Origin of the sequence: Lactococcus lactis, from assembly GCF_029023865.1 — a bacterium.
Taxonomy (GTDB): Bacteria; Bacillota; Bacilli; order Lactobacillales; family Streptococcaceae; genus Lactococcus; species Lactococcus lactis.
On the sequence record NZ_CP118969.1, the window covers coordinates 665,959 to 688,570 of the forward strand.

Sequence of the window (22,612 nt, forward strand, 5' to 3'; positions counted from 1 at the left end):
CACAGCTTTAGTCGCAAGCCAATGAAACAAATATAATGCATATCTAAAGATAAAAAAATTACTGCTTTGGCTAATTTATGCTAAAATCAAATGAAAGAGTATTGAATGTAAAAAATGTGAGTAATCTAAAGAAATATGTGAGAAGCAAAGCATGAAAAAAAATATTTCTCTTATTGTGAGTTTTATTGGTGTATTTATAATTGGTGTTATTATTGGGCGGTTTATTTTAGCTCCCCACCCACCTTTAGCGGATGATAATCGTCCGGTCTATCCTACTATTTATATTACAGGTTCTGATGGCAAAGCATCAACTATGAATACTATGGTTAATGATGTAACTTCTGATCGAGATACTCGGGCTAGAAAGGGACTGACAATCGTCGTTGATACAGATAATAATTATTCACTTAAAGTGACTGGTAAAATTGATAAGCATAATACATATCCAACGATAGAAGTGGGAAGGGTCAAAGGGACCAATAATTCTTTGAAGTACGAGGGTTCTTTAAAAGCGATTATGTCTTATCTTGGTAAGCATTATAATATTCCTTATGCGAATGTTTTAGGATATTCTGCAGGAGGTTCAGGTGTTTACCGTTATTTAATTGAATATGGATATGACCGTAGCCTTCCTCCAATAAAAAAATGGGTCTCTCTTGATGGTCAATTTAATGCCAGTACTCCACAACCGGATCAAACGCTAGCCCAAGTTTTGACGGATGGTCCTAAAGTTAAGACGAAATATTATGATTATTGGTTGCAAAATTATGAACGAGTTGATAAAAGTATTCAAGCGGTGTTGCTTGCGGGAGATTACGATAGTGAAAAGCAAACCGATGGTACAGTTCCTTGGGCGGATAGTTTTTCAATCTATCGTTTACTGATGAAAAATGGAAATTCTGTAGTTCATTATCTTATTAAGGGCAAAGATACATCACATGCTGAAATGCCTCATAATAAACAAGCAATCAATTATATTAAAGTGTTCTTTTATGAATAAAAAGAACGTTAAAAAATTTTAAATTGAAATGACTTTTCATAAAGGTCATTTTTTATTATTAAATCTAGGCTAAATACAAGATATAGTTTACAAAATTTATTCAAAAGAAGACTTGGCGCAATTGATTGACAGTTTGCTTCAAGTCAAGGTATAATAACAGCATGGATATAAAGAATGGTTTATTTATTATTGGGGTAATCCCAACAATACTTTTTGCAGTATTGACGTTTATTTTTTGGTGGAAAATTAGAAAACTGAAGGATTTAAGAACGTTACGATTGGGGCGTTTATCATTTTTTGCTTTGCTCTTTTTGTGGATTACAATTAATGGAATTATTGGTTCAGGATTAGTATTAACCGAATTGCATCAAAATGTACTTTTATTATTACTTATTGCTGAAGCAGTTGTGATGTTCTTAATCATACCAATGATAATCGGTATTATTGTACCTATAAGTATCGTTGTGTTAACAATAAAGATGTGGCGCAGAGAATCAAAATCGATAGGGAATCTTTTATTGCCTATTGTTGTGTTGACCTTTTTAGTAGTTGACTGGATTCATCTTTCAATGGGCAGATTACCGGATAGTTGGATTTGGTTAAAAATATTAGGAATGGTTTATCCCATTCTTTCAATTTATCTTGCTTGGCAGTTTGGAATTTTCTTTTTATCAAGTTGGGTCTATGGTCGGCGTGTTCGAAAACAAAGAGCAAATTACTATGTTGTCCTAGGCGCAGGGTTAATTCAGGGAGAACATGTGGGTAAATTGTTAGGAAATCGAATTTTGGCAGCGGTCAAAGCTGTCCGCGATAATGAAACAATTTTAGTTTTTTCAGGTGGACAAGGTCCTGATGAGAAAGTTTCTGAAGCTAGAGCTATGCAACGGTATGCGGTTGAAGTTCTTGGTTTTCCGATTGAGCGGACAATGCTTGAAGATCAATCAAGAACAACTTACGAAAACCTGGTTTTTTCTTCTCAATTGATTAGGGAAAAATTTCTGTTCTTCACTTCTGATTACCATGTTTTTCGAGCAGCTCTTTTTGCAGCAATGTTAAAACTTGAAGCTCAAGGTGGGAAGGGTGGAAAGACAGCTATGTATTATCGTGTTCCAGCTTTTATTCGTGAATTTATTGCTGTTTTAAATTATGAAAAGAAAAAACATATGATACGAGTAGGAATCATTGTGGCTATCTTTTTGAGTATTGCTATTGTTTCACAAATTGGCTATTTTTGGAATCAAAGATAATAAAAAGTTACTGACAACTTTCTGTCAGTAACTTTTTTGGTTACAAATAAATACTTTTTTCGTATAGTAAGATATGTTGACAGCAATTGATGAAAATGGACAAGTAGTAAACTTATTAGAAATAGAAGTAAAAGAACTGACAGGAAAATATTTTTGTCCTTCTTGTAAATCAGAGTTATTTATAAAAAATGGTGAAATAAAGATGACTCACTTTGCTCATAAATCTCTCAAAGCTTGCGACTTATGGCTTGAAAACGAATCTGAACAACATTTAGGATTAAAAAAAGCACTCTATCAACGGTTTAAAAAAACTGATAAGGTGGAAATTGAAGCTTATATTCCTGAATTTAAGCAGAGGCCAGATTTATTGGTAAATGATAAAATAGCTATTGAAATTCAATGTTCTCATCTTTCTACGAAACGTTTAAAAGAAAGGACAGAGAATTATCAAGTCCACGGTTTTACGGTACTTTGGCTTATGGGGCAAGATTTATGGTTAAAAGAGCAAATAACAGAACTTCAAAAAAATCTAGTCTATTTTTCAGAAAATAGAGGTTTCTATTATTGGGAGTTAGATTTCAAAGCTCAGAAGATGAGATTAAAATCCCTGATTCATGAAGATTTGCGTGGAAAAATTATTTATTTACAAGAAGAAATTCCTTTTGGGGAAGGACGACTTATTGAGCAATTACGACTGCCTTTTTTATCACAAAAGTTACTGACAATACCACTTATTGTTGATCTTAAACTAGCAGAATTTATTCGTCAGCAACTTTATTATTGTTCACCAAAATGGTTGAAACTTCAGGAAAAATATTACCAAAGAGGTGAAAATTTGTTGAATTTGACTTTTGAACGTTCATTTATTGCTCCTTTGGGATTGAACTTACTTGAAGTTTTTGATGATAAAATTCCTTTACATAAATTTACTCAAATTAAGCAGAATATTAATCTTTATTATGAAAACTTTTTAATAAATTTTCAGCAAAATAGCTTTAAGGCAGTCTATCCTCCCCGTTTCTATGCTATAATGAAAAAGCAGAAGAAGGATATGAATGAATGAAATTCTGCTAATAAGTTTTTAATGTGAATAAAAATTAATTTGAGTAAAAAGGAGTGATCTTCATGGCTAAGAACAGAAATGAAATTCCTGAAAAATTAACTTGGGATTTGACAACAATTTATAAAACAGATAAAGAATGGGAAGCAGAGTTAACTAGAATAAAAAGTGAACTTTCACTCGTTGAAGAGACAGACCCCGGTCATTTACTTGATTCAGCTGAAAGTCTTCTGATAATTACCGAAAAAATGTTATCCATTTCTCAACAAGTTGAAAAACTATATGTTTATGCTTCAATGAAAAATGACCAAGATACCATAGAGGCTAAGTATCAGGAGTATCAGTCAAAAGCAACAGCCCTCTATGTGAAATTCGGAGAGGTCTATGCCTTCTATGAACCTGAGTTTTTGAAAATTTCAAAAGAAGTCTATAACAAATGGTTGGGGGAGCTTAAAAAATTAAAAAACTATGACCATATGTTTGAGCGCCTTTTTGCAAAAAAAGCTCATATTCTTAGTCAAAAAGAGGAAAAGTTATTGGCTGCGGCTGGTGAAATTTTTGAAAGTCCTTCAGAAACTTTTGAAATTTTTGATAATGCGGATATTAAGTTACCTATGGTCAAAAATGAATCTGATGAGATGATCCAACTCACGCATGGAAATTACTCTTCCTTAATGGAAAGTAAGAATAGAGGAGTACGAAAAGCAGCCTACAAAGCACTTTATAGTAATTATGAACAATATCAGCATACTTATGCAAAGACCTTACAGACTAATGTAAAAGTCCATAATCTTAATGCCCAAATCCGCTCTTATGATTCAGCCCGTCAAGCTGCTCTGGCTAATAATTTTGTTCCAGAAAAAGTTTACGATGTTTTGATGGAGGCCATTCATCAACATTTGCCACTTTTACATCGTTATATTGAACTACGCAAGAAAATTTTAGGAATTACTGATTTAAAGATGTATGATATCTATACTCCATTATCTAATTTAGATTATAAATTTAACTATGAAGATGGAGTGAAAAAAGCAGAAGAAGTTTTAGCGATATTTGGTAAAGAATATAAAGGAAAAGTTAAAGCAGCTTTTGAACAAAGATGGATTGATGTCGAAGAAAATATCGGAAAACGTTCGGGTGCTTATTCAGGTGGATCTTATGATACCAATGCTTTTATGCTTCTAAATTGGCAAGAAACGTTAGATGATCTTTTTACTTTAGTTCATGAAATGGGGCACTCAATGCATAGTGCTTTCACGCGTGAAAACCAACCATATGTTTATGGGGATTATCCAATCTTTTTAGCTGAAATTGCCTCAACTACAAATGAAAATATTTTAACTGAAACTTTATTAAAGGAAAGTAAAGATGATAAGGAGCGCTTCGCCCTTTTGAACCACTGGCTTGATAGTTTCCGTGGAACTGTTTTCCGTCAGAGTCAATTTGCCGAATTTGAACAAAAAATTCATGAAGCAGATGCTGCCGGTGAAGTTTTAACAAGTGAATACTTAAACTCACTTTATGGCGAAATAAATGAAAAATACTATAATTTAGCAGTCAAAGAAAATCCAGAAATTCAGTATGAATGGGCTAGAATTCCGCATTTTTATTATAATTTCTATGTTTTTCAATACGCAACAGGTTTTGCTGCGGCAACTTTCTTAGCTGAAAAAGTTGTTCATGGTTCAGATGAGGATCGTCAAAAATATCTTGAATATTTGAAGGCAGGTTCCTCAGCTTATCCTTTAGAAGTAATTGCCAAAGCTGGAGTTGATATGGAATCTACCGATTATTTAGATGCCGCCTTTGAGCTTTTTAAAAATCGATTGAGTGAATTAGAAAAATTAGTTGAAAAAGGAGTTCATCTTTAAAAATGGTTGAAACATATAAACGTACAAGTAACCCCATGATGAATCGACCAGTTGTCAAAGCAGAATTAGTAGAATGGATGCGTTCAAGTCAAACACAAATAACCGGAGAACTTGCAGAAGTACTGAAATTTGCTAAAGAAAATAATATTCCAGTTATCCCACATGAGACAGTTATTTATTTTCAAATGTTGTTGAGTTTGTTGCAGCCAAAAAGAATTCTCGAAATCGGAACAGCAATTGGTTTTTCGGCTCTCATAATGGCTCAAGAGGTTCCAAATGCGGAGATTGTAACAATTGACCGTAATCCTGAAATGATTGAGTTAGCCAAAAAAAATCTGGGCAAGTATGACCATCGAAACCAAATTATTCTTAAAGAGGGTGATGCTGCAGATATTTTGAAAGAGTTATCGGGCTCATTTGATGTAATCTTTATGGACTCAGCTAAATCAAAATATATCGAATTCCTACCAATTGCTCTAGATCTACTATCTGAAAATGGAGTGATTTTAATGGATGATATTTTTCAAGGTGGAGAAATATTGACCCCAATTATGGAAATCAAAAGAAATCAGCGGGCGCTAGAGCGTGGCTTACGCAAGCTTTTTGATGAGGTCTTAGATAATCCGAAATATTTAACAAGTATTCTCCCACTTGGAGATGGCTTGTTGATGATAAAAAAAGCATAAATTAAACTTTTAGGTTGTCAATTTGCTGATTCATTTTTTGGTGTATTTAAAGCTTTATTTAATTTTTTATGATATAATTGCAACAAGTTAAAAATAAAAGGATGTTTTAGGACACATTAACTACAAACATCGAATCATGCGAAGGAGAATATCTTGAAATTCAAAAAACTCGGATTAGTTATGACTACTGTCTTTGCCGGAGCCGCATTGGTAACCTTATCTGGTTGCTCAAGTAGCGATTCAGCAAGCAAGGATATCATCACAATGAAAGGTGATACCATTCGCGTTTCTGATTTATACAAGGAAGCCAAACAATTTCCATCACAACCGACAAATACATTACTTCAAAATTTAACTTTTGACAAAATTTTTACTAAAGACTTTGGAAAAGAAGTAACCGATAAAGATGTCAGCAAAAAAGTTAAGTCAATTAAAGACCAATATGGTAGCCAATTTTCATCTGCTTTGCAACAACAAGGCTTGACTGAAGCAAGTTTCACACCATACATGCGTACACAAATGCTTGAACAAGCAGCGATTGACCATGAAATCAAAGAAACTCAATATACAGATGCTAATCTTAAAAAAGCTTGGGAATCTTACCATCCAGATGTAACAGCTTATGTTGTTTCTGAAACATCAAAAGATGCAGCAACAAAAGCGTTGGATGCCGCTAAAAAAGATGATGCTGGTAAAGCAAGCTTTGAAAAAACAAATGCTGAAAGCAAAGTAACATTTAATTCAACTTCAACAAGTGTTCCAACAGAAGTTCAAACAGCTGCTTTCAAATTGAAAAATGGCGAGTTTTCAGATGTCATTGAATCAACAAGTTCATCAACAGGTGCTACTTCATACTATATTGTCGAAATGGTAAAAACATCTGAAAAAGGAACTGACATGAACAAGTACAAAAAAGAACTTCAAAATGTCATTAAAACTGAAAAAGAACAAGATACAACATTTGTAAGTGGAGTTATTGCTAAATACCTCAAAAAGAATAACGTAACTGTGAAAGAATCTGCATTTGCATCACTCTTCTCACAATTTACACAAACATCAAGTTCTTCATCATCTAAATAATTTAGATAATAGAAATTAACTTTAAAGAGAGCTCTAAATGGTGAGAATGAGCAAGTTAAAAAAAGTGCTTATAGCAGCGATAACTGCTTTAACAACCGAACTAAGATGATAGAAATTCTATCGTGAATAAGGGTGGTACCGCGGTATAACTGTATACGCCCCTTTGTTTACGGTAGAATTTTATTGTTTTATTGTGAAAATTTTAACAAAGTATATGAAATAAGTTTATTGTTAGACTTTAAACTTTATATAAAAGGAGAAAATAATGAAAACCATGACTTCCGCAGAAGTTCGCCAAATGTTCCTCGACTTTTTCAAATCAAAAGGTCACACTGTGGAACCTTCTCAAAGTCTTGTTCCTGTAAATGACCCAACTTTGCTTTGGATAAATTCAGGAGTAGCAACGCTAAAAAAATATTTTGATGGTTCAGTAGTGCCGGAAAATCCTAGATTGACTAATGCTCAAAAGGCTATCCGGACAAATGATATTGAGAATGTTGGTAAAACAGCACGTCACCATACTATGTTTGAAATGCTCGGTAACTTTTCAATTGGGGATTATTTCCGTAAAGAAGCGATTGCTTTTGCTTGGGAATTATTGACAAGTTCTGAATGGTTTGAATTCCCAGCAGAAAAACTTTACATCACTTATTACCCAGCTGATATGGATACTTATAATCGTTGGGTTGAGGTTGGGGTAGACCCAACACATCTTGTGCCAATTGAAGATAACTTCTGGGAAATTGGTGCTGGTCCTTCTGGTCCAGATACAGAAATTTTCTTTGACCGTGGAGAAGTTTATGACCCAGAACATGTGGGCTTAAAATTGTTGGCGGAAGACATTGAAAATGACCGTTATATTGAAATCTGGAACATTGTTCTTTCACAATTTAATGCCGATCCATCAATCCCTCGTTCAGAATATCCTGAATTGCCACAAAAAAATATTGATACGGGAATGGGACTTGAACGAATGGTTTGCATTATTCAAGGCGGAAAAACAAACTTTGATACAGACTTATTCTTACCAATCATTCGTGAAATTGAAAAACTATCTGGAAAAACATATAGTCCAGACAGCGAAAATATGAGTTTCAAAGTGATTGCTGATCATATTCGCTCACTCTCATTTGCTATCGGTGATGGTGCTTTGCCAGGAAATGAAGGACGTGGTTATGTTTTACGTCGCTTACTTCGTCGCGCGGTTATGCATGGTAAAAAATTGGGAATTCAAGGGAAATTCTTGGCTTCACTCGTTCCGACTGTTGGGAAAATCATGCAATCCTATTATCCAGAAGTGCTTGAAAAAGAAGACTTCATCATGCAAATTATTGATCGTGAAGAAGAAACTTTCAACCGCACGATTGATGCGGGTCAAAAATTGATTGATGAACTTTTGGTAAATCTTAAATCTGAAGGAAAAGATAGACTTGAAGGGGCAGATATTTTCCGCCTCTACGATACCTATGGTTTCCCTGTGGAATTGACAGAAGAATTGGCAGAAGATGAAGGATTCAAAATTGACCACGAAGGATTCAAAGTAGCCATGAAAGCTCAACAAGAGCGTGCACGTGCTGCTGTTGTCAAAGGTGGTTCAATGGGCGCTCAAAATGAAACATTGTCATCTATCGAAGTAGAATCAGAATTCCTTTATGAAGATAAGACTACTCAAGGAAAATTACTTGTAGCTATTCAAGACGATGAAATTGTTGATGAAGTTTCTGGGAAAGCTCAACTTGTTTTTGATGTGACTCCTTTTTATGCTGAAATGGGTGGTCAAGTGGCTGACCATGGAGTAATTAAAGATGCAGAGGGTCAAGTTGTGGCTAATGTATTAGATGTACAACATGCGCCTCATGGCCAAAATCTTCATTCTGTTGAAACTCTTTCACCACTTAAAGTTGGTGAAAGCTATACTTTAGAGATTGACAAAGAACGCCGAGCTGCTGTTGTGAAAAATCATACAGCAACTCACTTACTTCATGCTGCTTTGCATAATATTGTTGGGAATCATGCACTACAAGCTGGTTCACTTAATGAGGTTGAATTCTTACGTTTTGACTTTACGCACTTTGCACAAGTGACTAAAGAAGAATTGGCTGAGATTGAACGTCAAGTTAATGAAGTAATTTGGCAATCATTAAAAGTTGAAACAGTTGAAACTGATATTGCTACAGCCAAAGAAATGGGAGCGATGGCCCTCTTTGGTGAGAAATATGGGAAAAACGTTCGCGTTGTAAAAATTGGTGACTACTCTATCGAACTTTGTGGTGGAACACATACACAAACAACTTCTGAAATTGGTTTATTCAAGATTGTTAAAGAAGAAGGAATTGGTTCTGGTGTTCGCCGGATTATTGCTGTAACAGGTCAAAAAGCTTATGAAGCCTTTAAAGATGCTGAAAATACTTTGAATGAAGTAGCAACAATGGTTAAAGCGCCGCAAACTTCACAAGTTTTAGCAAAAGTTACTAGCTTACAAGATGAGCTTAAAACAGCTCAAAAAGAAAATGATGCTTTGGCTGGAAAACTTGCAGCAAGTCAATCAGATGAAATTTTCAAAAATGTGCAAACAGCTGGTTCTCTCAACTTTATCGCCAGTGAAGTAACTGTTCCTGACGCTAATGGTTTGCGTAATTTGGCAGATATTTGGAAACAAAAAGAGCTTTCAGATGTTCTTGTTTTAGTTGCTAAAATTGGTGAAAAAGTAAGTCTTTTAGTGGCTTCTAAGTCATCAGATGTAAAAGCAGGTAATTTAGTTAAAGAATTAGCACCTTTTGTTGATGGTCGTGGTGGTGGAAAACCAGATATGGCCATGGCTGGTGGTTCAAAAGCAGCAGGAATTCCTGAACTTTTGGCCGCAGTTGCTGAAAAATTAGCCTAAAAAGATAAATATCGTAGATTTTCTACGATATTTTTTATTTTCTGGATATGAGTCAGTAAATTTTTATGGTAAAATGATGAAAATACTTGAAAGAGATGCCTAAAATGAAGATTACAATTTTTGGAGATTCAATTACCAATGGTTTTGGAATGGATGAAGGGGGTTCGTCAAATATTATTGCAAGATTAATTGAGAAAAATGAGCCCAAGCTGAAAGTGGTACTTCATGGAATTAATGGAGATGATACTTATGGTGGACTTCTACGTCTAAAATACGTTCTAGAGGAAGAAGCGGACTTAAATTTTATTTTCTTTGGGGCAAATGATGCTTCGCCTTATCATTTGATTCGACCGGCAGAATTTCGCGAAAATTTATTAAAAATGATTTCGCAGTTGGGTGTAGAAAGAACGGTTTTAATTACTCCTCCTTTTTATAATGATGATGAACCGACACATTATAGTAAGCTTTCCGAGGTTGAACTTTTTAGAGAAGTCATATTAAATTTAGGCAAAGAAAAATCGCTTAAGGTGATTGATATTTTTCAGATAATGAAGAGGTCTGAAAATCCTAAAAATTTGTTGAGAGCTGATGGTTTACATTTTACATCAAGGGCTTATGAGTTGTTGGTCAGAGAGATTTTATCTGTCATTAAAAATCCTTAAATAAATGTTCATTTTGTGGTAAAATGAGGGCATGGTAAAAAATACAGAAGATAAGCCTTTAGCTCAGAACAAAAAGGCTCGGCATGATTATGAAATTTACGAAACTTTTGAAGCAGGAATTGTGCTGACAGGAACGGAGATTAAGTCTGTTCGTCAGGCAAAAATTCAATTAAAAGATGGATTTGCCAGAGTTCGTAATGGAGAAGTTTGGTTATCAAATGTTCATATTGCTCCTTTTGAGCAGGGCAATATTTTTAATGTTGAAGAATTGCGTACGCGAAAACTATTACTAAATAAAAAAGAAATTGCTAAGATTGATAAGGAATTATCAGGGACAGGAATTACTTTTATTCCTTTAAAAGTTTATTTGAAAAATGGCTTTGCTAAGGTTTTGATGGGGCTTGCCCGTGGTAAGAAAGATTACGATAAACGTGAAACGCTCAAACGTAAAGAACAAAATCGGGATATTGCAAGACAAATTAAAGCTTACAACCGTTAAAGAAATCACTGATAAATCTGTCAGTGATTTTTTTACTGACAGAATTGTCAGCTTGCTGATAATTCTTTTATTTACAGCGAAAATATGCCTTCTTTGTCATATTTTATTGACAGATTTACCGTCAGTAAAAAAGTTTCAAGATAAAAATATCGTTTACAATCCATTTACCTTGTATTTACTAAGTGTTTACACCCAGTGCCTTCTTTCGATGATAGAATAGTTTTGTAAGCAAAAACGCTTAACAACTTATTTAGAAATTAATTGGAGAAACTTCTCATGAAAAAGAAAATTCTTGTTGGTCTTATTACTGCTGGTGCATTGTTAACTTTGGCAGCTTGTGGTTCATCAAACGGCTCATCATCTAGTAGCTCAAGTTCTTCTGACAAAGCTCTGTCAGGAAAAATTATTGCTGGAGGTTCAACTGCTCTTCAACCATTAGCACAACAATCGTCAACAGAATTTATGGCAAAAAATACTGGTGTTCAAGTGACTGTGCAAGGTGGTGGTTCTGGTGTTGGTTTGACACAAGTTGCAGCTGGTTCTTTCCAGATTGGGAACTCTGATATTTTTGCTGAAGAAAAATCAGGAATTGATGCTTCTGCAATTACTGACCATAAAGTAGCGGTTGTTGGTTTTGCACCGATTGTTAACGCAAAAATTGATGTTAAAAACTTAACTTCTCAACAATTGCAAGATGTCTTCACAGGTAAGGTGACAAACTGGAAAGATGTGGGCGGTTCAGACCAAAAAATTACGGTTATCGGACGGACTGAGGGTTCTGGAACTCGCGTAAACTTTGATAAATTCGCACTTGGTGGAGCAACAGAGGTTAAAGGCCCAACACAAGATGCTTCAGGTTCAGTTGTTCAAATGGTAGGTCAAACACCAGGAGCGATTTCATATGTGGCACTTTCTTATGTTGATACAAGTAAAGACATCAAAGATATTTCAATTGATGGTGTTGAGCCAACAGAAGCAAATGTTGTAACTAATGACTACAAAGTTTGGTCTTACGAACATATGTACACCAATACTAAGAAAGAAACTGCAGCAGATAAAGCTTTCATTAAATATGTGGCAGAAAACAACAAAGATATCAAAAAATTGGGATACATTCCAATCAGTGACATGAAAGTTGAACGTGACGCTGACGGAAATATCACTAAAAAATAATACTGACAGTAAGTCAAGTTCAAAATAATTTATGTCTGTCAGTAAATTTAACAATTAATAAATTAGTTTATAACCATAGGATTCAAAGCAATAAAAATTTTCTTCTTCATAAATTAAAATTTAAAAGTTTGACTCCTTTTTTATAAAAATTTTATCAGTGAACATAAACAGGATGAACTGATGAGAGACTATCTTTAAATTTTTCTTCATAATTCTTTCCCTAAAAGACAGGAAATTGCTCACTCTTTTTCAGAGTTGGGCATTTTCCCGTATTATTTACAAAACATTTACATAAGAACGCTATCATCAACCGCTCATTGATAGGCCATTATGGTATAATTAAGCTATGAAGAAGAAAATTTTTATTGCTTTGATGGCCAGTGTGAGTTTGTTTGCATTGGCAGCTTGTGGTTCTGGAAATAAACAGGTCACAGCAGGTGGCTCAACTGCCTTGCAACCCATGGTTGAACATGCTTCTATGGCATATATGAAGCAAAATCCTGATGAAATTATTATGGTTCAAGGTGGTGGTTCTGGTGTCGGATTGGCTCAAGTTGCGGCTGGTTCTTTCCAGATTGGGAATTCTGATATTTTCGCTGAAGAAAAATCAGGAATAGCAGTTGATAAAATTATTGACCATAAAGTTGCTGTCATTGGTTTCGCACCAATTATCAACAAAAAGTTAAAAGTTTCAAATTTGACTCAACAAGAACTGATTGATATTTTCACTGGTAAAATTACCAACTGGAAAGAAGTAGGAGGTCAAGACCAAAAAATTACGGTCATTGGTCGTACTGCTGGTTCAGGAACGCGAGTAAATTTTGATAAATATGCTTTGAATGGTGCCACAGAAGTGAATGGTCCAACCCAAGATGCTTCAGGTTCTGTTGTTCAATTAGTTGGGCAAACGCCAGGGGCTATTTCATATGTTGCTTTCAGTTACACCAATAAACCCGGTGTAAAGGCGGTTAATGTTGATGGTGTTGCGCCAAATTATGACAATGTAAAAACTAATGCATGGAAAATTTGGTCATATGAGCATATGTACACCAACAAATCTCGTAAGAACACAATCGAAAATAAATTTATCGAATACGTTCAAAATGATAAGAAAACCCTAGAGCAGCTTGGTTATATCCGTGTTTCTGAAATGAAGGTTGACCGTGATGCTAAAGGAAATGTTGAAAAAATTAAATAATTACTGATGGAAATTAAACTTATCCTCCGTCAGTAAAAAAATTAGTCAAAATAAGTTTAATCAATAACTTCATTTGCATTAATCAGATAGATGCAAATTAACAAAAATAGTTAGGTCCCTATGGAAAATTCAAAAATCAAAGAAAAATTGCTTTCAAGCAATAAAAATTCAAGACTTGAAAAATTTGGTAAGAGTTTAACTTTCTTATGTATTGCCCTTATTGTCTTCGTTGTAGGTGCAATTCTTGTCTTTGTTGCTCAAAAAGGTCTGTCAACTTTCTATTCAGATGGTGTTAATCCTTTCCGTTTCCTTTTTGGAACAAATTGGTCACCGGGTAATCTTGGCCCTGACGGTAAACCTGCAGTTGGCGCATTGCCGATGTTTACGGGGTCATTGATTGTTACTGTACTTTCAGCCCTTGTTGCCACTCCATTTGCGATTGGTGCGGGAATTTATATGACAGAAATTTCACCAAAGTATGGTAAGAAAATTTTGCAACCTGTCATTGAACTTCTTGTTGGTATTCCTTCAGTTGTTTATGGCTTCATTGGTTTGACTGTTGTTGTTCCAGCCATTCGTAATGTTTTTGGTGGAACTGGTTTGGGTCTCTTGTCAGGTGTGTTTGTACTCTTTGTCATGATTTTACCGACTGTAACTTCAATGACTGTGGATGCTATGAAAGCTGTCCCTTCTTATTATAAAGAAGCGTCACTCGGTCTTGGTGCAACGCGTTGGCAAACAATTTGGCGTGTTCTTCTAAGAGCCGCAACACCAGGGATTTTGACCGCTGTTATCTTTGGAATGGCGCGTGCTTTTGGTGAAGCTCTTGCTATTCAAATGGTGGTAGGTAATGCTGTAATGATGCCAAAAGATTTGATTTCACCAGCTTCAACCTTGACTTCAATCTTGACATCAGGAATTCCAAATGCAACACCTGGTATTCAATTGAATGCACTTTGGTCACTTGCCTTACTCCTTTTGATTATGTCACTCTTTTTCAACCTCGCAATGCGTGCTATTGCTAAGAAAGGAAGTCTTAAATAATGAACGCTAAACGCTCTGACAAGATTGCCACTGGTGTCCTTTACGTCCTTTCTGGCATCATTGTCCTTATCCTCGCTTTTTTACTGGCTTATATTTTAATTAAAGGTTTGCCAGTTATCTTTAAAGATCCTAAATTTATCATCACCGCGTCAAATCCATTGACAGGTGGTGGGATTGCAGTCCAACTTTTTAACTCTGTTTATCTTTTGATTGTCACTTTGATTATTTCTGTTCCTTTATCACTTGGCGCAGGAATTTATCTGTCTGAGTATGCGAATCAAAAACATTGGTTAACTGGTGTTGTTCGCTCAGCTATTGAAGTTTTATCTTCACTTCCTTCAATCGTTGTTGGACTTTTCGGGATGTTAATTTTTGTATTACAATTTGGTCTTGGATTCTCAGTTTTATCAGGTGCCTTGGCACTGACTGTGTTCAACTTACCATTGATGACTCGGAATGTTGAAGAATCACTTCGAGCAATTCCAACTTCACAACGTGAGGGTGGTTTGGCACTCGGAATGTCACGTTGGGAAACGGCAACACAAGTCATTTTACCAGCTGCTGTGCCCGGAATCATTACTGGGGTTATCTTATCTTCAGGACGCGTTTTTGGTGAAGCTGCGGCTTTGATTTACACTGCTGGACAAACGAACTTACCAATTAACTGGGCAAACTGGAATCCGATGAGCTTGACTTCGCCACTCTCACTTTTCAGACCAGCTGAAACTTTGGCTGTTCATATCTGGGCACTTAATACCGAAGGAACGATTTCAACAGCACAACAAATTTCTGCAGGAGCTTCAGCAGTATTGATTATCTTTGTTCTCCTCTTTAACTTGGGGGCACGTTTCCTTGGAAATCGAATTCACAAGAAGTTAACATCTTCTAACTAAGAAAATCAAAGATTTTATAGAGAAAGAATAATTATGGCAACAACATATGACTGGTCTCAGCGCAAAATTATGGTGCCTGAGAAAGAAGAAATTGCATTATCAACAAATGATTTGCGTGTTTTCTATAACGGAACAAAAGAAGCAATCCATGGCGTGACAATGTCTTTTCCTAAAAATGAAATCACAGCACTTATTGGCCCTTCAGGTTCTGGTAAATCAACCTATTTACGTGCTTTGAATCGCATGAATGACACGATTGATGGCGCTCGGGTGACTGGCGAAATCAATTATGAAGGGGTCAATATTAACGAAAATAAAGTGAATGTTTTTGAAGTTCGTAAGCAAATTGGGATGGTTTTCCAAAGACCTAATCCATTTCCAAAATCAATTTATGAAAATATTGCCTTCATTCATCGTCGTGATGGCGTGAGAGACAGGAAAAAACTGGATGAGATTGTTGAAACTTCATTGAAGCAAGCTGCTTTGTGGGATCAAGTAAAAGATAATCTTAATCAATCAGCACTTGCCATGTCCGGTGGACAAGCACAGCGCTTATGTATTGCAAGAGCATTGTCAGTAAAACCAGAAATTATTTTGATGGATGAACCAGCGTCAGCTCTTGACCCAATTTCAACAATGCAAATTGAAGAAACAATGATGGAACTTAAAGAAAATTATACGATTATCATTGTGACTCACAATATGGCTCAGGCTTCTCGGGCCTCTGACAATACAGCTTTCTTCTATTCAGGAGATTTGATTGAGTATGATAAAACAAGCACAATTTTTACTCAACCTAGTTTGCAATCAACAGAAGATTATGTCTCTGGTCACTTTGGTTAAGAGAAAATAAAGTTTAAAATTACTGACGGAATTTTCGTTAGTAAAAAAACTACTGACGGATTCTTGATTTGTCGAAAAACTTGTCCGTCATAGGACAGTCGTTTGTACTTTAGTACATTACGAATGTGCTAGTAGTTGTATCAGTAACTTATAAAAAGGTAAAATATGGAAAAAGAAGCAGTTTTAACCGTCAGCGACTTATCGCTTTATTACAGCAAGAAAAAAGCGTTGAATACGATAAACATGACATTCTACAAGAATGAAATTACAGCGCTCATTGGTCCCTCAGGATGTGGAAAATCAACGCTTTTACGTTCAATCAATCGAATGAATGATTTGATTCCAACAGTAACAATTACTGGAGCCATTGATTATAAAGGTAAAAATATTTACAGTCCTAAAGTTGATACTGTGGATTTACGTAAAGAAATTGGCATGGTTTTCCAACAACCCAATCCTTTTCCATTTTCAATTTATGAAAATGTGGTTTATGGATTGCGTTTAAAAGGAGTGAAAGATAAGGCACTCCTTGATGAAGTGGTGGAAAACTCACTCAAAGCAGCAAATATTTGGGATGAAGTTAAGGATATTTTGCACAGTTCAGCACTTGGACTTTCAGGTGGGCAACAACAAAGGGTTTGTATCGCACGTGTCCTTGCTGTCAATCCCGAAATTATCCTAATGGACGAACCAACATCAGCCCTTGACCCAATTTCAGCGGCTCGTGTCGAAGAAACCATGCTTGAACTTAAAAAAGATTATACAATCGCGATTGTTACACATAGTATGCAACAAGCATCACGAATTTCAGACCGTACCGCCTTTATGTTAGACGGAAATCTGATTGAGTATAATGATACGAAAAGTATTTTCTTAAATCCAGAAAAACAAGAAACTTCTGATTATATTTCTGGTAAATTTGGATAAATTTTACTGACAGCCTTTGATGCTGACTTTAAAATGGAATGGACCGTCTAGCCAAAAGGCGAAGCGAGACATTTCATTAGCATTCATTAAAGAAAGCGAAATAGCGTTGATTTAAATGAATGTATCATAATAACATTACTATAAAAACAAAGAGGGGTAATTATGTTGCGTACACAATTTGAAGAAGATCTTAATAAACTTCATAATCAATTTTACTCAATGGGCACGCAAGTTTCTGCTCAATTGAATAAGGCCGTTCGTGCCTTTGTTAGCCATGATCGTGATTTGGCTGAACAAGTCATTGAAGGCGACCATGCCATTAATGACCAAGAAAAAAGTCTTGAAAATCAATCATTAGAAATGATTGCACTTCAACAACCGGTTTCTAGCGATTTAAGAACAATCATCACCGTTCTAAAAGCATCATCTGACCTTGAGAGAATGGGTGACCACGTTGCATCTATTGCTAAGGCAACCATTTCACTTAAAGGTGAAGAAAGAATTCACGTGGTTGAAGAAGATATTAGCTTACTCGGTGAAAAAGTTAAATCTATCGTTGATGCTTCACTCAATGCTTATATTCAAGGCAATGATAAACGGGCTCATGAAATTGCTGAACAACAATATGTCATCAAAAGTATGAGTCATGAAATTCAAGAAAAAATTCTTGACGGAATGAAAGAAAACTCTGAAACAGTAACAACAGGTAAAGAATACTTGTTGACACTGGTTTACTTAGAACGAATTACCGGTTATGCGGTCAATCTCTGTGAGTGGATTGTTTACTTGAATTCTGGAAACATTATTGAACTGTAAAATAAAAAGTTACTGACAAGAATTGCTGTCATAGGATAGTCGTTTGTACTTTAGTACATTACGAATATCCTGGCAGTTCTATCAGTAACTTTTTTTATTGCTCATAATCAATTTCAATGACTTGGTGGGTCAGATATTTATTTTCAGCAAAGTCCATTTTGATGACATAGGGCATCTTTCCAGCTAAAGATTGAAAATCTTGAAACTGAAAGTCTGGTTGATAAAAATTTAAAATGGTAGAAAGAGAAGTACCATGTGTTCCGATTGCAACTTTTTGATTTTTAGAAGTTGTTAAAATCTGTTCAAGGGCTGAAATATTACGATTTTGAACTTCACGTAATGATTCTCCGTCAGCAAATTTATAATCAAAATCATTCCATTGTCGCTTAGCAAAGGGCCAAAAATCAGCTATTTCATGGCCAACATTTCTTTCTCTAAAATCAGAAATGAGTTGAATTTCAAGATTTTTAGAGTGAGCAAGAGGATTCAGGGTACGAACAGAACGTTGAAATGGACTGGAAAAAATTTGCTCGATTGATACATTTGCAAAAGCATCAGCCAAGATAAGTGCGCGTTTTTCACCCTCGGCAGTCAGCGGAACATCCATATCGTCATAGGCTGCATTATCTCTAAGCGAATGTCGAATAAAATAAACTTCAGTCATGTGACTCTCCTTTTTGATGTTCTAGCCTTCTAAGATTTCAATTCTTAAAGGCTGTGTGGAAATTTCTGCTTGCCCTCCCAGAGGAAAAGTAAAAATAGGTTGAGTATGTCCAAAATCGACATCATAGACGACTGGAATTGTTTTTAAGTGGGGATATTTATCTAAAATAAAGTGTAAAATTTCCTCAGTCATCCCCTCTTCCTTAGGAAAACGACCGATGACAAGCCCAGCAATATCTGGATAAATTTGCAGAAAATGAGCTAATTCTCGGTCCCAATCATAGAAATCTTCCTGCTCCGCATTTTCTAAAAAAGCAATTGGGTGACTGGATTTGACTTGAGCACTGGTTCCTGTCACAAGCATCAAGGTATTTAGATTTCCGCCAATAATTTCCCCTGTCGCTTTGCCATGGTTATATATTTTCCAAGCAGCAGGCAGAAGATGACGAGCTTGAGTGGGGTCATACCAAGCATCACTCGTGTAAAAATCGCTGGCATTTAAAGAATAAGTTGACTGACCAGCGACTGCATTTTTCCAAGAATTAGTTTGAAAGTCTTGTAATTCATCCATTAAAAAGGCGATATAACCTGGACCATAGTAAGTGACCAAGCCAGTTTTAGCGAAAATCGCTTGGTGAAGAACAGTGATATCAGAAAATCCACAGAAAATTTTAGGATTATTTTTTACAACGTTCCAATCAATATAAGGAAGAAGTTCATTAGAGTTAAAGCCACCAATTGTACATAAAACAGCTTTAACATTCGGGTCTGAAAATGCTGCATGGAAATCTGCAAGACGTGAATTAATCGAACTTGATTCAAGCAAATCATTTTCTAAAATATGCTGACCAAAAGTAACCTGATAACCAAGTGCTTCAAGACGAGCTTTTGCTTTTAATTTATCTTCAAATTTTCCAGTCCGAGTCAAAGAAGAACTAGGTGAAATCACACGGATTTCATCCCCCTCTTGTAATTTTTTAGGAAATATTTTATTCATTTATCAAAGCCCTCCGTCAGTAAATTGAACTAATTATAGCATTTACTGACAGCATTGTCATCAAAAATATTTAAAGATTTTAATTTAGGATTATATTTTGAAAGTTACTGACAGAAATTTCTGTCAGTAATATTAAACAAAAAAATCTACTAACAAGCCAAAAAAATTTCTGTCAGTAGATTTTTTAATTATTTAATTACTTCAAGTCCACCCATATAAGGACGAAGGACTTCAGGAACAGTGATTGAGCCATCTTCATTTTGATAATTTTCAAGAATAGCAGCCACAGTACGTCCAACAGCAAGTCCAGAACCATTCAAAGTGTGAAGGAGTTGAACTTTACCCTCTTCGTCACGATAACGAATTTGGGCACGACGGGCTTGGAAATCTTCACAGTTTGAACATGAAGAAATTTCACGGTAAGTATTTTGTGCAGGAATCCAAACTTCTAAATCATAAGTTTTAGCAGCAGAGAATCCCATGTCACCAGTTGACAAAGCCACGACACGGTATGCAAGACCCAATTTTTGCAGAATATTTTCAGCGTTTGCTGTCATTTTTTCAAGTTCATCATAAGATTGGTCAGGTTTAGCAAATTTAACCATTTCAACTTTATGGAATTGGTGCAAACGAATCAAACCACGAGTATCACGACCAGCAGAACCAGCTTCAGAACGGAAAGAAGGACTCATTGCTGTGAATTTGATTGGCAATTCTGCGCCATCCAAAATTTCCCCACGATAGTAGTTAGTCAAAGGAACTTCAGCAGTTGGAATTAAAACAAAACCACGGTCATCTTTCAATTCAAAAGTATCTTCTTTAAATTTAGGATATTGACCCGTTCCAAACATTGACTCTTGATTAACCATATAAGGAGTAATCATTTCAGTATAACCTTCTTTACCGTGCTCATCAAGCATGAAGTTATAGAGTGCACGTTCAAGTCTTGCGCCAGCACCTTTGTAGAATAGGAAGCGTGAACCAGTGACTTTACCACCACGTTCCCAATCCAAAATTCCTAAATCTTCACCCAAATCCCAGTGAGCTTTAGGTTCAAAATTGAAAGTTGGAGTTTGACCAACACGACGAACCTCAACATTATCATCTTCATCAGCACCAATTGGTGTACTTTCATGAGGAAGATTTGGCAACATGATAATGATTTCATTCAAGTTTTCTTCGATTTCAGCAAGTTCAGCATCAATGGCTTTGATTTCAGCAGAAACTTTTTGCATTGCAGCAATTTGTGCGCTGGCATCGCCTTTTGCACGTTTTACTTGAGAAATTTCATCAGAAACGCTATTACGTTCAGCTTTCAAAGCCTCAGATTTTACAATGAGTTCACGACGTTTAATGTCTAAGTCATGAAGTTTTTCAAGTTTCTCTTTTTCAACACCACGAGTGGCTAATTTTGCAGCAACACCGTCAAAATCAGCACGAATTTTTTTAATATCAAGCATAAGCTCTCCTTTATTTTTATATAAAACTTACTGACAAGAATATTTTAGAAAAAGTTCTGTCAGTAGAAAAAAAGCGCCCAAATTCAAAAAGAATTAGGGCGCGGTAATCGCACGGTTCCACCTAAATTATCTATTTATTTACTGACGAAAACTGATATTCAAGCTGTCAGTAAAAATAGAACTCAAGTCACTTGTAACGTAAGCAGACGTTCTCATTTTCATGAGAAAATTAACAGAAGTAGAAAGTCATTATTTCATTTTACTTGTTTTCAGCACCACAAGCTCTCTAAAAAAATTTAATAAGACCCATTTCTAGATTTATTTTACCATTTTGTGAATTACTTTGTCAAAAATTTTTAAAATCATCATTTTAAAATCAATCATTACTTTTTGAAAGCGCGACGGAAAGGGTCAAGCAAACTAGGTGCTCTGACAATATTTTCTTTACCCACATATTCAGCAACTTTTTTCAAAATAGAACCGGAATCCTTAGAAGAAAATCGTACCTTAGCTTGAGTGTCTAAAATCAAAGAAAACTGCTGACCAAGTTTTCCACTGATTGAAACATCAACTTCGGCGCTTTTAATACTTGACCAAGTAAAGAAAATATTTTGTCCTCGGCGTGGATTTTTATATTCAAATTCAAAACCAGCATCACCCAAGATAATATTTCCATTTTCAACCACACCTAAATAGGCTGTTCCTTTTGTTTCATAAAATATTTCAGAATTATTAGTTGCCAAAATCGTCCTCATTTCGTTTATACCTGTATTATAACATATCTATATTATATCAAGAACTAAAGAAGATAATAAAAATAGGCCCAACGAGGGATATGGTTTAAAGAATAAATATAAAAATGTTATCATTAGATTATAAGAAAAAACTAATAAAGGAGGTAAAATGACTTTAATCGGAGTAAAAATTGATAGACTATTTCTCAGAGATCTATTCATACTACTAGTTGGTATAGGCCTTTATATCCTCTCTATTCAACTTTTTGTCGTTCCTAACGCGATGGCTAGCAATGGAATCGCAGGATTTTCAGTATTTATTCATTTTGTTTTCGGAATGAATCCAGCTTTGACTTTTTTTGCAGTCAATATTCCACTCTTTCTTTTGAGTTGGAAACTACTTGAGCAGCGGGAATTGTTACTGACCATTCCTGGAGCGCTGGCCATGAGCGGATGGATGATGATTTATGAAGCAATAGGAATTACTGGCTTTCAAATGGACTCATTGATTACTGTGGGAATTATAGACGGAATCCTCTCAGGAATTGGTGCAGGTTTAGTTGTTCTATCACAAGGAACATTTGGAGGCTCTATTCTACTTGCGCGGCTTTTTGAAAACAAGTGGAAAGTGCAAATAGATAAAACGCTCTTTGGTATTGATATTGTAGTTATGCTATTAGCAGTCGTGACTTATCTTGCCCTTCCAAATTTTTTTGTCACACTCTTATCTTGTTACATCTTCAGTAAAGTCACACGTTTCATCGGACGACCCTCATACCGCCAACAAATTTTACAAAAAGTTGGATTAATAAAAAATGAGTCAAGCTGTTCTTGCACAACTAATGAATGTTCTTGCTCTAACTAACAAAAAAATC

General features: G+C 35.4%; 21 protein-coding genes. 17 read left to right on the top strand and 4 right to left on the bottom strand.

Features of this window, described 5'->3' with window-relative positions; translation table 11 throughout:
* The first annotated feature begins 151 nt into the window (after positions 1-151).
* The 16 genes from PYW37_RS03515 to phoU all read left to right on the top strand — a co-directional run bounded on the left by PYW37_RS03515 (position 152) and on the right by phoU (position 17,883).
* Positions 152-1,000 (top strand): alpha/beta hydrolase, encoded by an 849-nt coding sequence (locus PYW37_RS03515; RefSeq protein WP_023188579.1) that lies wholly within the window; start codon positions 152-154, stop codon positions 998-1,000.
* A 161-nt stretch (positions 1,001-1,161) separates the two neighbouring features.
* Complete coding sequence (locus tag PYW37_RS03520) at positions 1,162-2,247, top strand: YdcF family protein (RefSeq protein WP_012898312.1); 1,086 nt, start codon at positions 1,162-1,164, stop codon at positions 2,245-2,247.
* Positions 2,248-2,320: 73 nt separating this feature from the next.
* Complete coding sequence (locus PYW37_RS03525; RefSeq protein ID WP_023188580.1) at positions 2,321-3,310, top strand: competence protein CoiA; 990 nt, start codon at positions 2,321-2,323, stop codon at positions 3,308-3,310.
* Positions 3,311-3,372: 62 nt separating this feature from the next.
* Positions 3,373-5,178 (top strand): oligoendopeptidase F, encoded by a 1,806-nt coding sequence (gene pepF / locus PYW37_RS03530; RefSeq protein ID WP_096824296.1) that lies wholly within the window; start codon positions 3,373-3,375, stop codon positions 5,176-5,178.
* Between the two features lie 2 nt (positions 5,179-5,180).
* Complete coding sequence (locus PYW37_RS03535) at positions 5,181-5,864, top strand: O-methyltransferase (protein WP_010906108.1); 684 nt, start codon at positions 5,181-5,183, stop codon at positions 5,862-5,864.
* Between the two features lie 153 nt (positions 5,865-6,017).
* Complete coding sequence (locus PYW37_RS03540; protein ID WP_010906107.1) at positions 6,018-6,944, top strand: peptidylprolyl isomerase PrsA; 927 nt, start codon at positions 6,018-6,020, stop codon at positions 6,942-6,944.
* Between the two features lie 265 nt (positions 6,945-7,209).
* Positions 7,210-9,828: an alanine--tRNA ligase gene (gene alaS, locus PYW37_RS03545; protein ID WP_021722158.1), complete on the top strand. Its 2,619-nt coding sequence runs from the start codon at positions 7,210-7,212 to the stop codon at positions 9,826-9,828.
* A gap of 104 nt (positions 9,829-9,932) precedes the next feature.
* Positions 9,933-10,490 (top strand): SGNH/GDSL hydrolase family protein, encoded by a 558-nt coding sequence (locus tag PYW37_RS03550; RefSeq protein ID WP_023189734.1) that lies wholly within the window; start codon positions 9,933-9,935, stop codon positions 10,488-10,490.
* 31 nt (positions 10,491-10,521) lie between these two features.
* Positions 10,522-10,989, top strand: coding sequence for an SsrA-binding protein SmpB (gene smpB / locus PYW37_RS03555; RefSeq protein ID WP_003130878.1), 468 nt, complete (start codon positions 10,522-10,524; stop codon positions 10,987-10,989).
* A 276-nt stretch (positions 10,990-11,265) separates the two neighbouring features.
* Positions 11,266-12,162, top strand: a complete 897-nt coding sequence (locus PYW37_RS03560; protein WP_003130880.1) for a phosphate ABC transporter substrate-binding protein — start codon at positions 11,266-11,268, stop codon at positions 12,160-12,162.
* A 346-nt stretch (positions 12,163-12,508) separates the two neighbouring features.
* Positions 12,509-13,360 (top strand): phosphate ABC transporter substrate-binding protein, encoded by an 852-nt coding sequence (locus PYW37_RS03565; protein ID WP_017864882.1) that lies wholly within the window; start codon positions 12,509-12,511, stop codon positions 13,358-13,360.
* Positions 13,361-13,480: 120 nt separating this feature from the next.
* The gene (pstC, locus tag PYW37_RS03570; protein ID WP_003130883.1) at positions 13,481-14,404 is read left to right on the top strand and encodes a phosphate ABC transporter permease subunit PstC; all 924 of its coding nucleotides are present in this window, start codon (positions 13,481-13,483) and stop codon (positions 14,402-14,404) included.
* The gene (gene pstA / locus PYW37_RS03575; protein ID WP_003130884.1) at positions 14,404-15,297 is read left to right on the top strand and encodes a phosphate ABC transporter permease PstA; all 894 of its coding nucleotides are present in this window, start codon (positions 14,404-14,406) and stop codon (positions 15,295-15,297) included. Before pstC ends, pstA begins: the two co-directional genes overlap by 1 nt.
* 33 nt (positions 15,298-15,330) lie before the next feature.
* Complete coding sequence (gene pstB / locus PYW37_RS03580) at positions 15,331-16,140, top strand: phosphate ABC transporter ATP-binding protein PstB (protein WP_003130885.1); 810 nt, start codon at positions 15,331-15,333, stop codon at positions 16,138-16,140.
* A 165-nt stretch (positions 16,141-16,305) separates the two neighbouring features.
* A complete protein-coding gene (pstB, locus tag PYW37_RS03585) occupies positions 16,306-17,067 on the top strand; it encodes a phosphate ABC transporter ATP-binding protein PstB (protein ID WP_003130886.1) in 762 nt (253 codons plus the stop codon).
* A 162-nt stretch (positions 17,068-17,229) separates the two neighbouring features.
* Positions 17,230-17,883 carry a phosphate signaling complex protein PhoU gene (gene phoU / locus PYW37_RS03590; protein WP_003130887.1) on the top strand — a complete coding sequence of 218 codons (654 nt, stop codon included), beginning with the start codon at positions 17,230-17,232 and terminating at the stop codon, positions 17,881-17,883.
* A gap of 94 nt (positions 17,884-17,977) precedes the next feature.
* Here the strand turns inward: phoU and PYW37_RS03595 are convergent, their stop codons facing one another.
* The 4 genes from PYW37_RS03595 to PYW37_RS03610 all read right to left on the bottom strand — a co-directional run bounded on the left by PYW37_RS03595 (position 17,978) and on the right by PYW37_RS03610 (position 21,746).
* Positions 17,978-18,547, bottom strand: coding sequence for a histidine phosphatase family protein (locus PYW37_RS03595; protein ID WP_023189729.1), 570 nt, complete (start codon positions 18,545-18,547; stop codon positions 17,978-17,980).
* 21 nt (positions 18,548-18,568) lie between these two features.
* Positions 18,569-19,543: a S66 family peptidase gene (locus PYW37_RS03600; protein ID WP_023189728.1), complete on the bottom strand. Its 975-nt coding sequence runs from the start codon at positions 19,541-19,543 to the stop codon at positions 18,569-18,571.
* A gap of 188 nt (positions 19,544-19,731) precedes the next feature.
* Positions 19,732-21,003 (bottom strand): serine--tRNA ligase, encoded by a 1,272-nt coding sequence (gene serS / locus PYW37_RS03605; RefSeq protein WP_003130891.1) that lies wholly within the window; start codon positions 21,001-21,003, stop codon positions 19,732-19,734.
* Positions 21,004-21,386: 383 nt separating this feature from the next.
* Positions 21,387-21,746, bottom strand: a complete 360-nt coding sequence (locus tag PYW37_RS03610; protein WP_232238902.1) for a DUF956 family protein — start codon at positions 21,744-21,746, stop codon at positions 21,387-21,389.
* Between the two features lie 160 nt (positions 21,747-21,906).
* On the opposite strand from PYW37_RS03610, the gene PYW37_RS03615 reads away from it, so the two are divergent.
* Positions 21,907-22,602, top strand: a complete 696-nt coding sequence (locus PYW37_RS03615) for a YitT family protein (protein WP_025016964.1) — start codon at positions 21,907-21,909, stop codon at positions 22,600-22,602.
* Positions 22,603-22,612 lie beyond the last annotated feature (10 nt).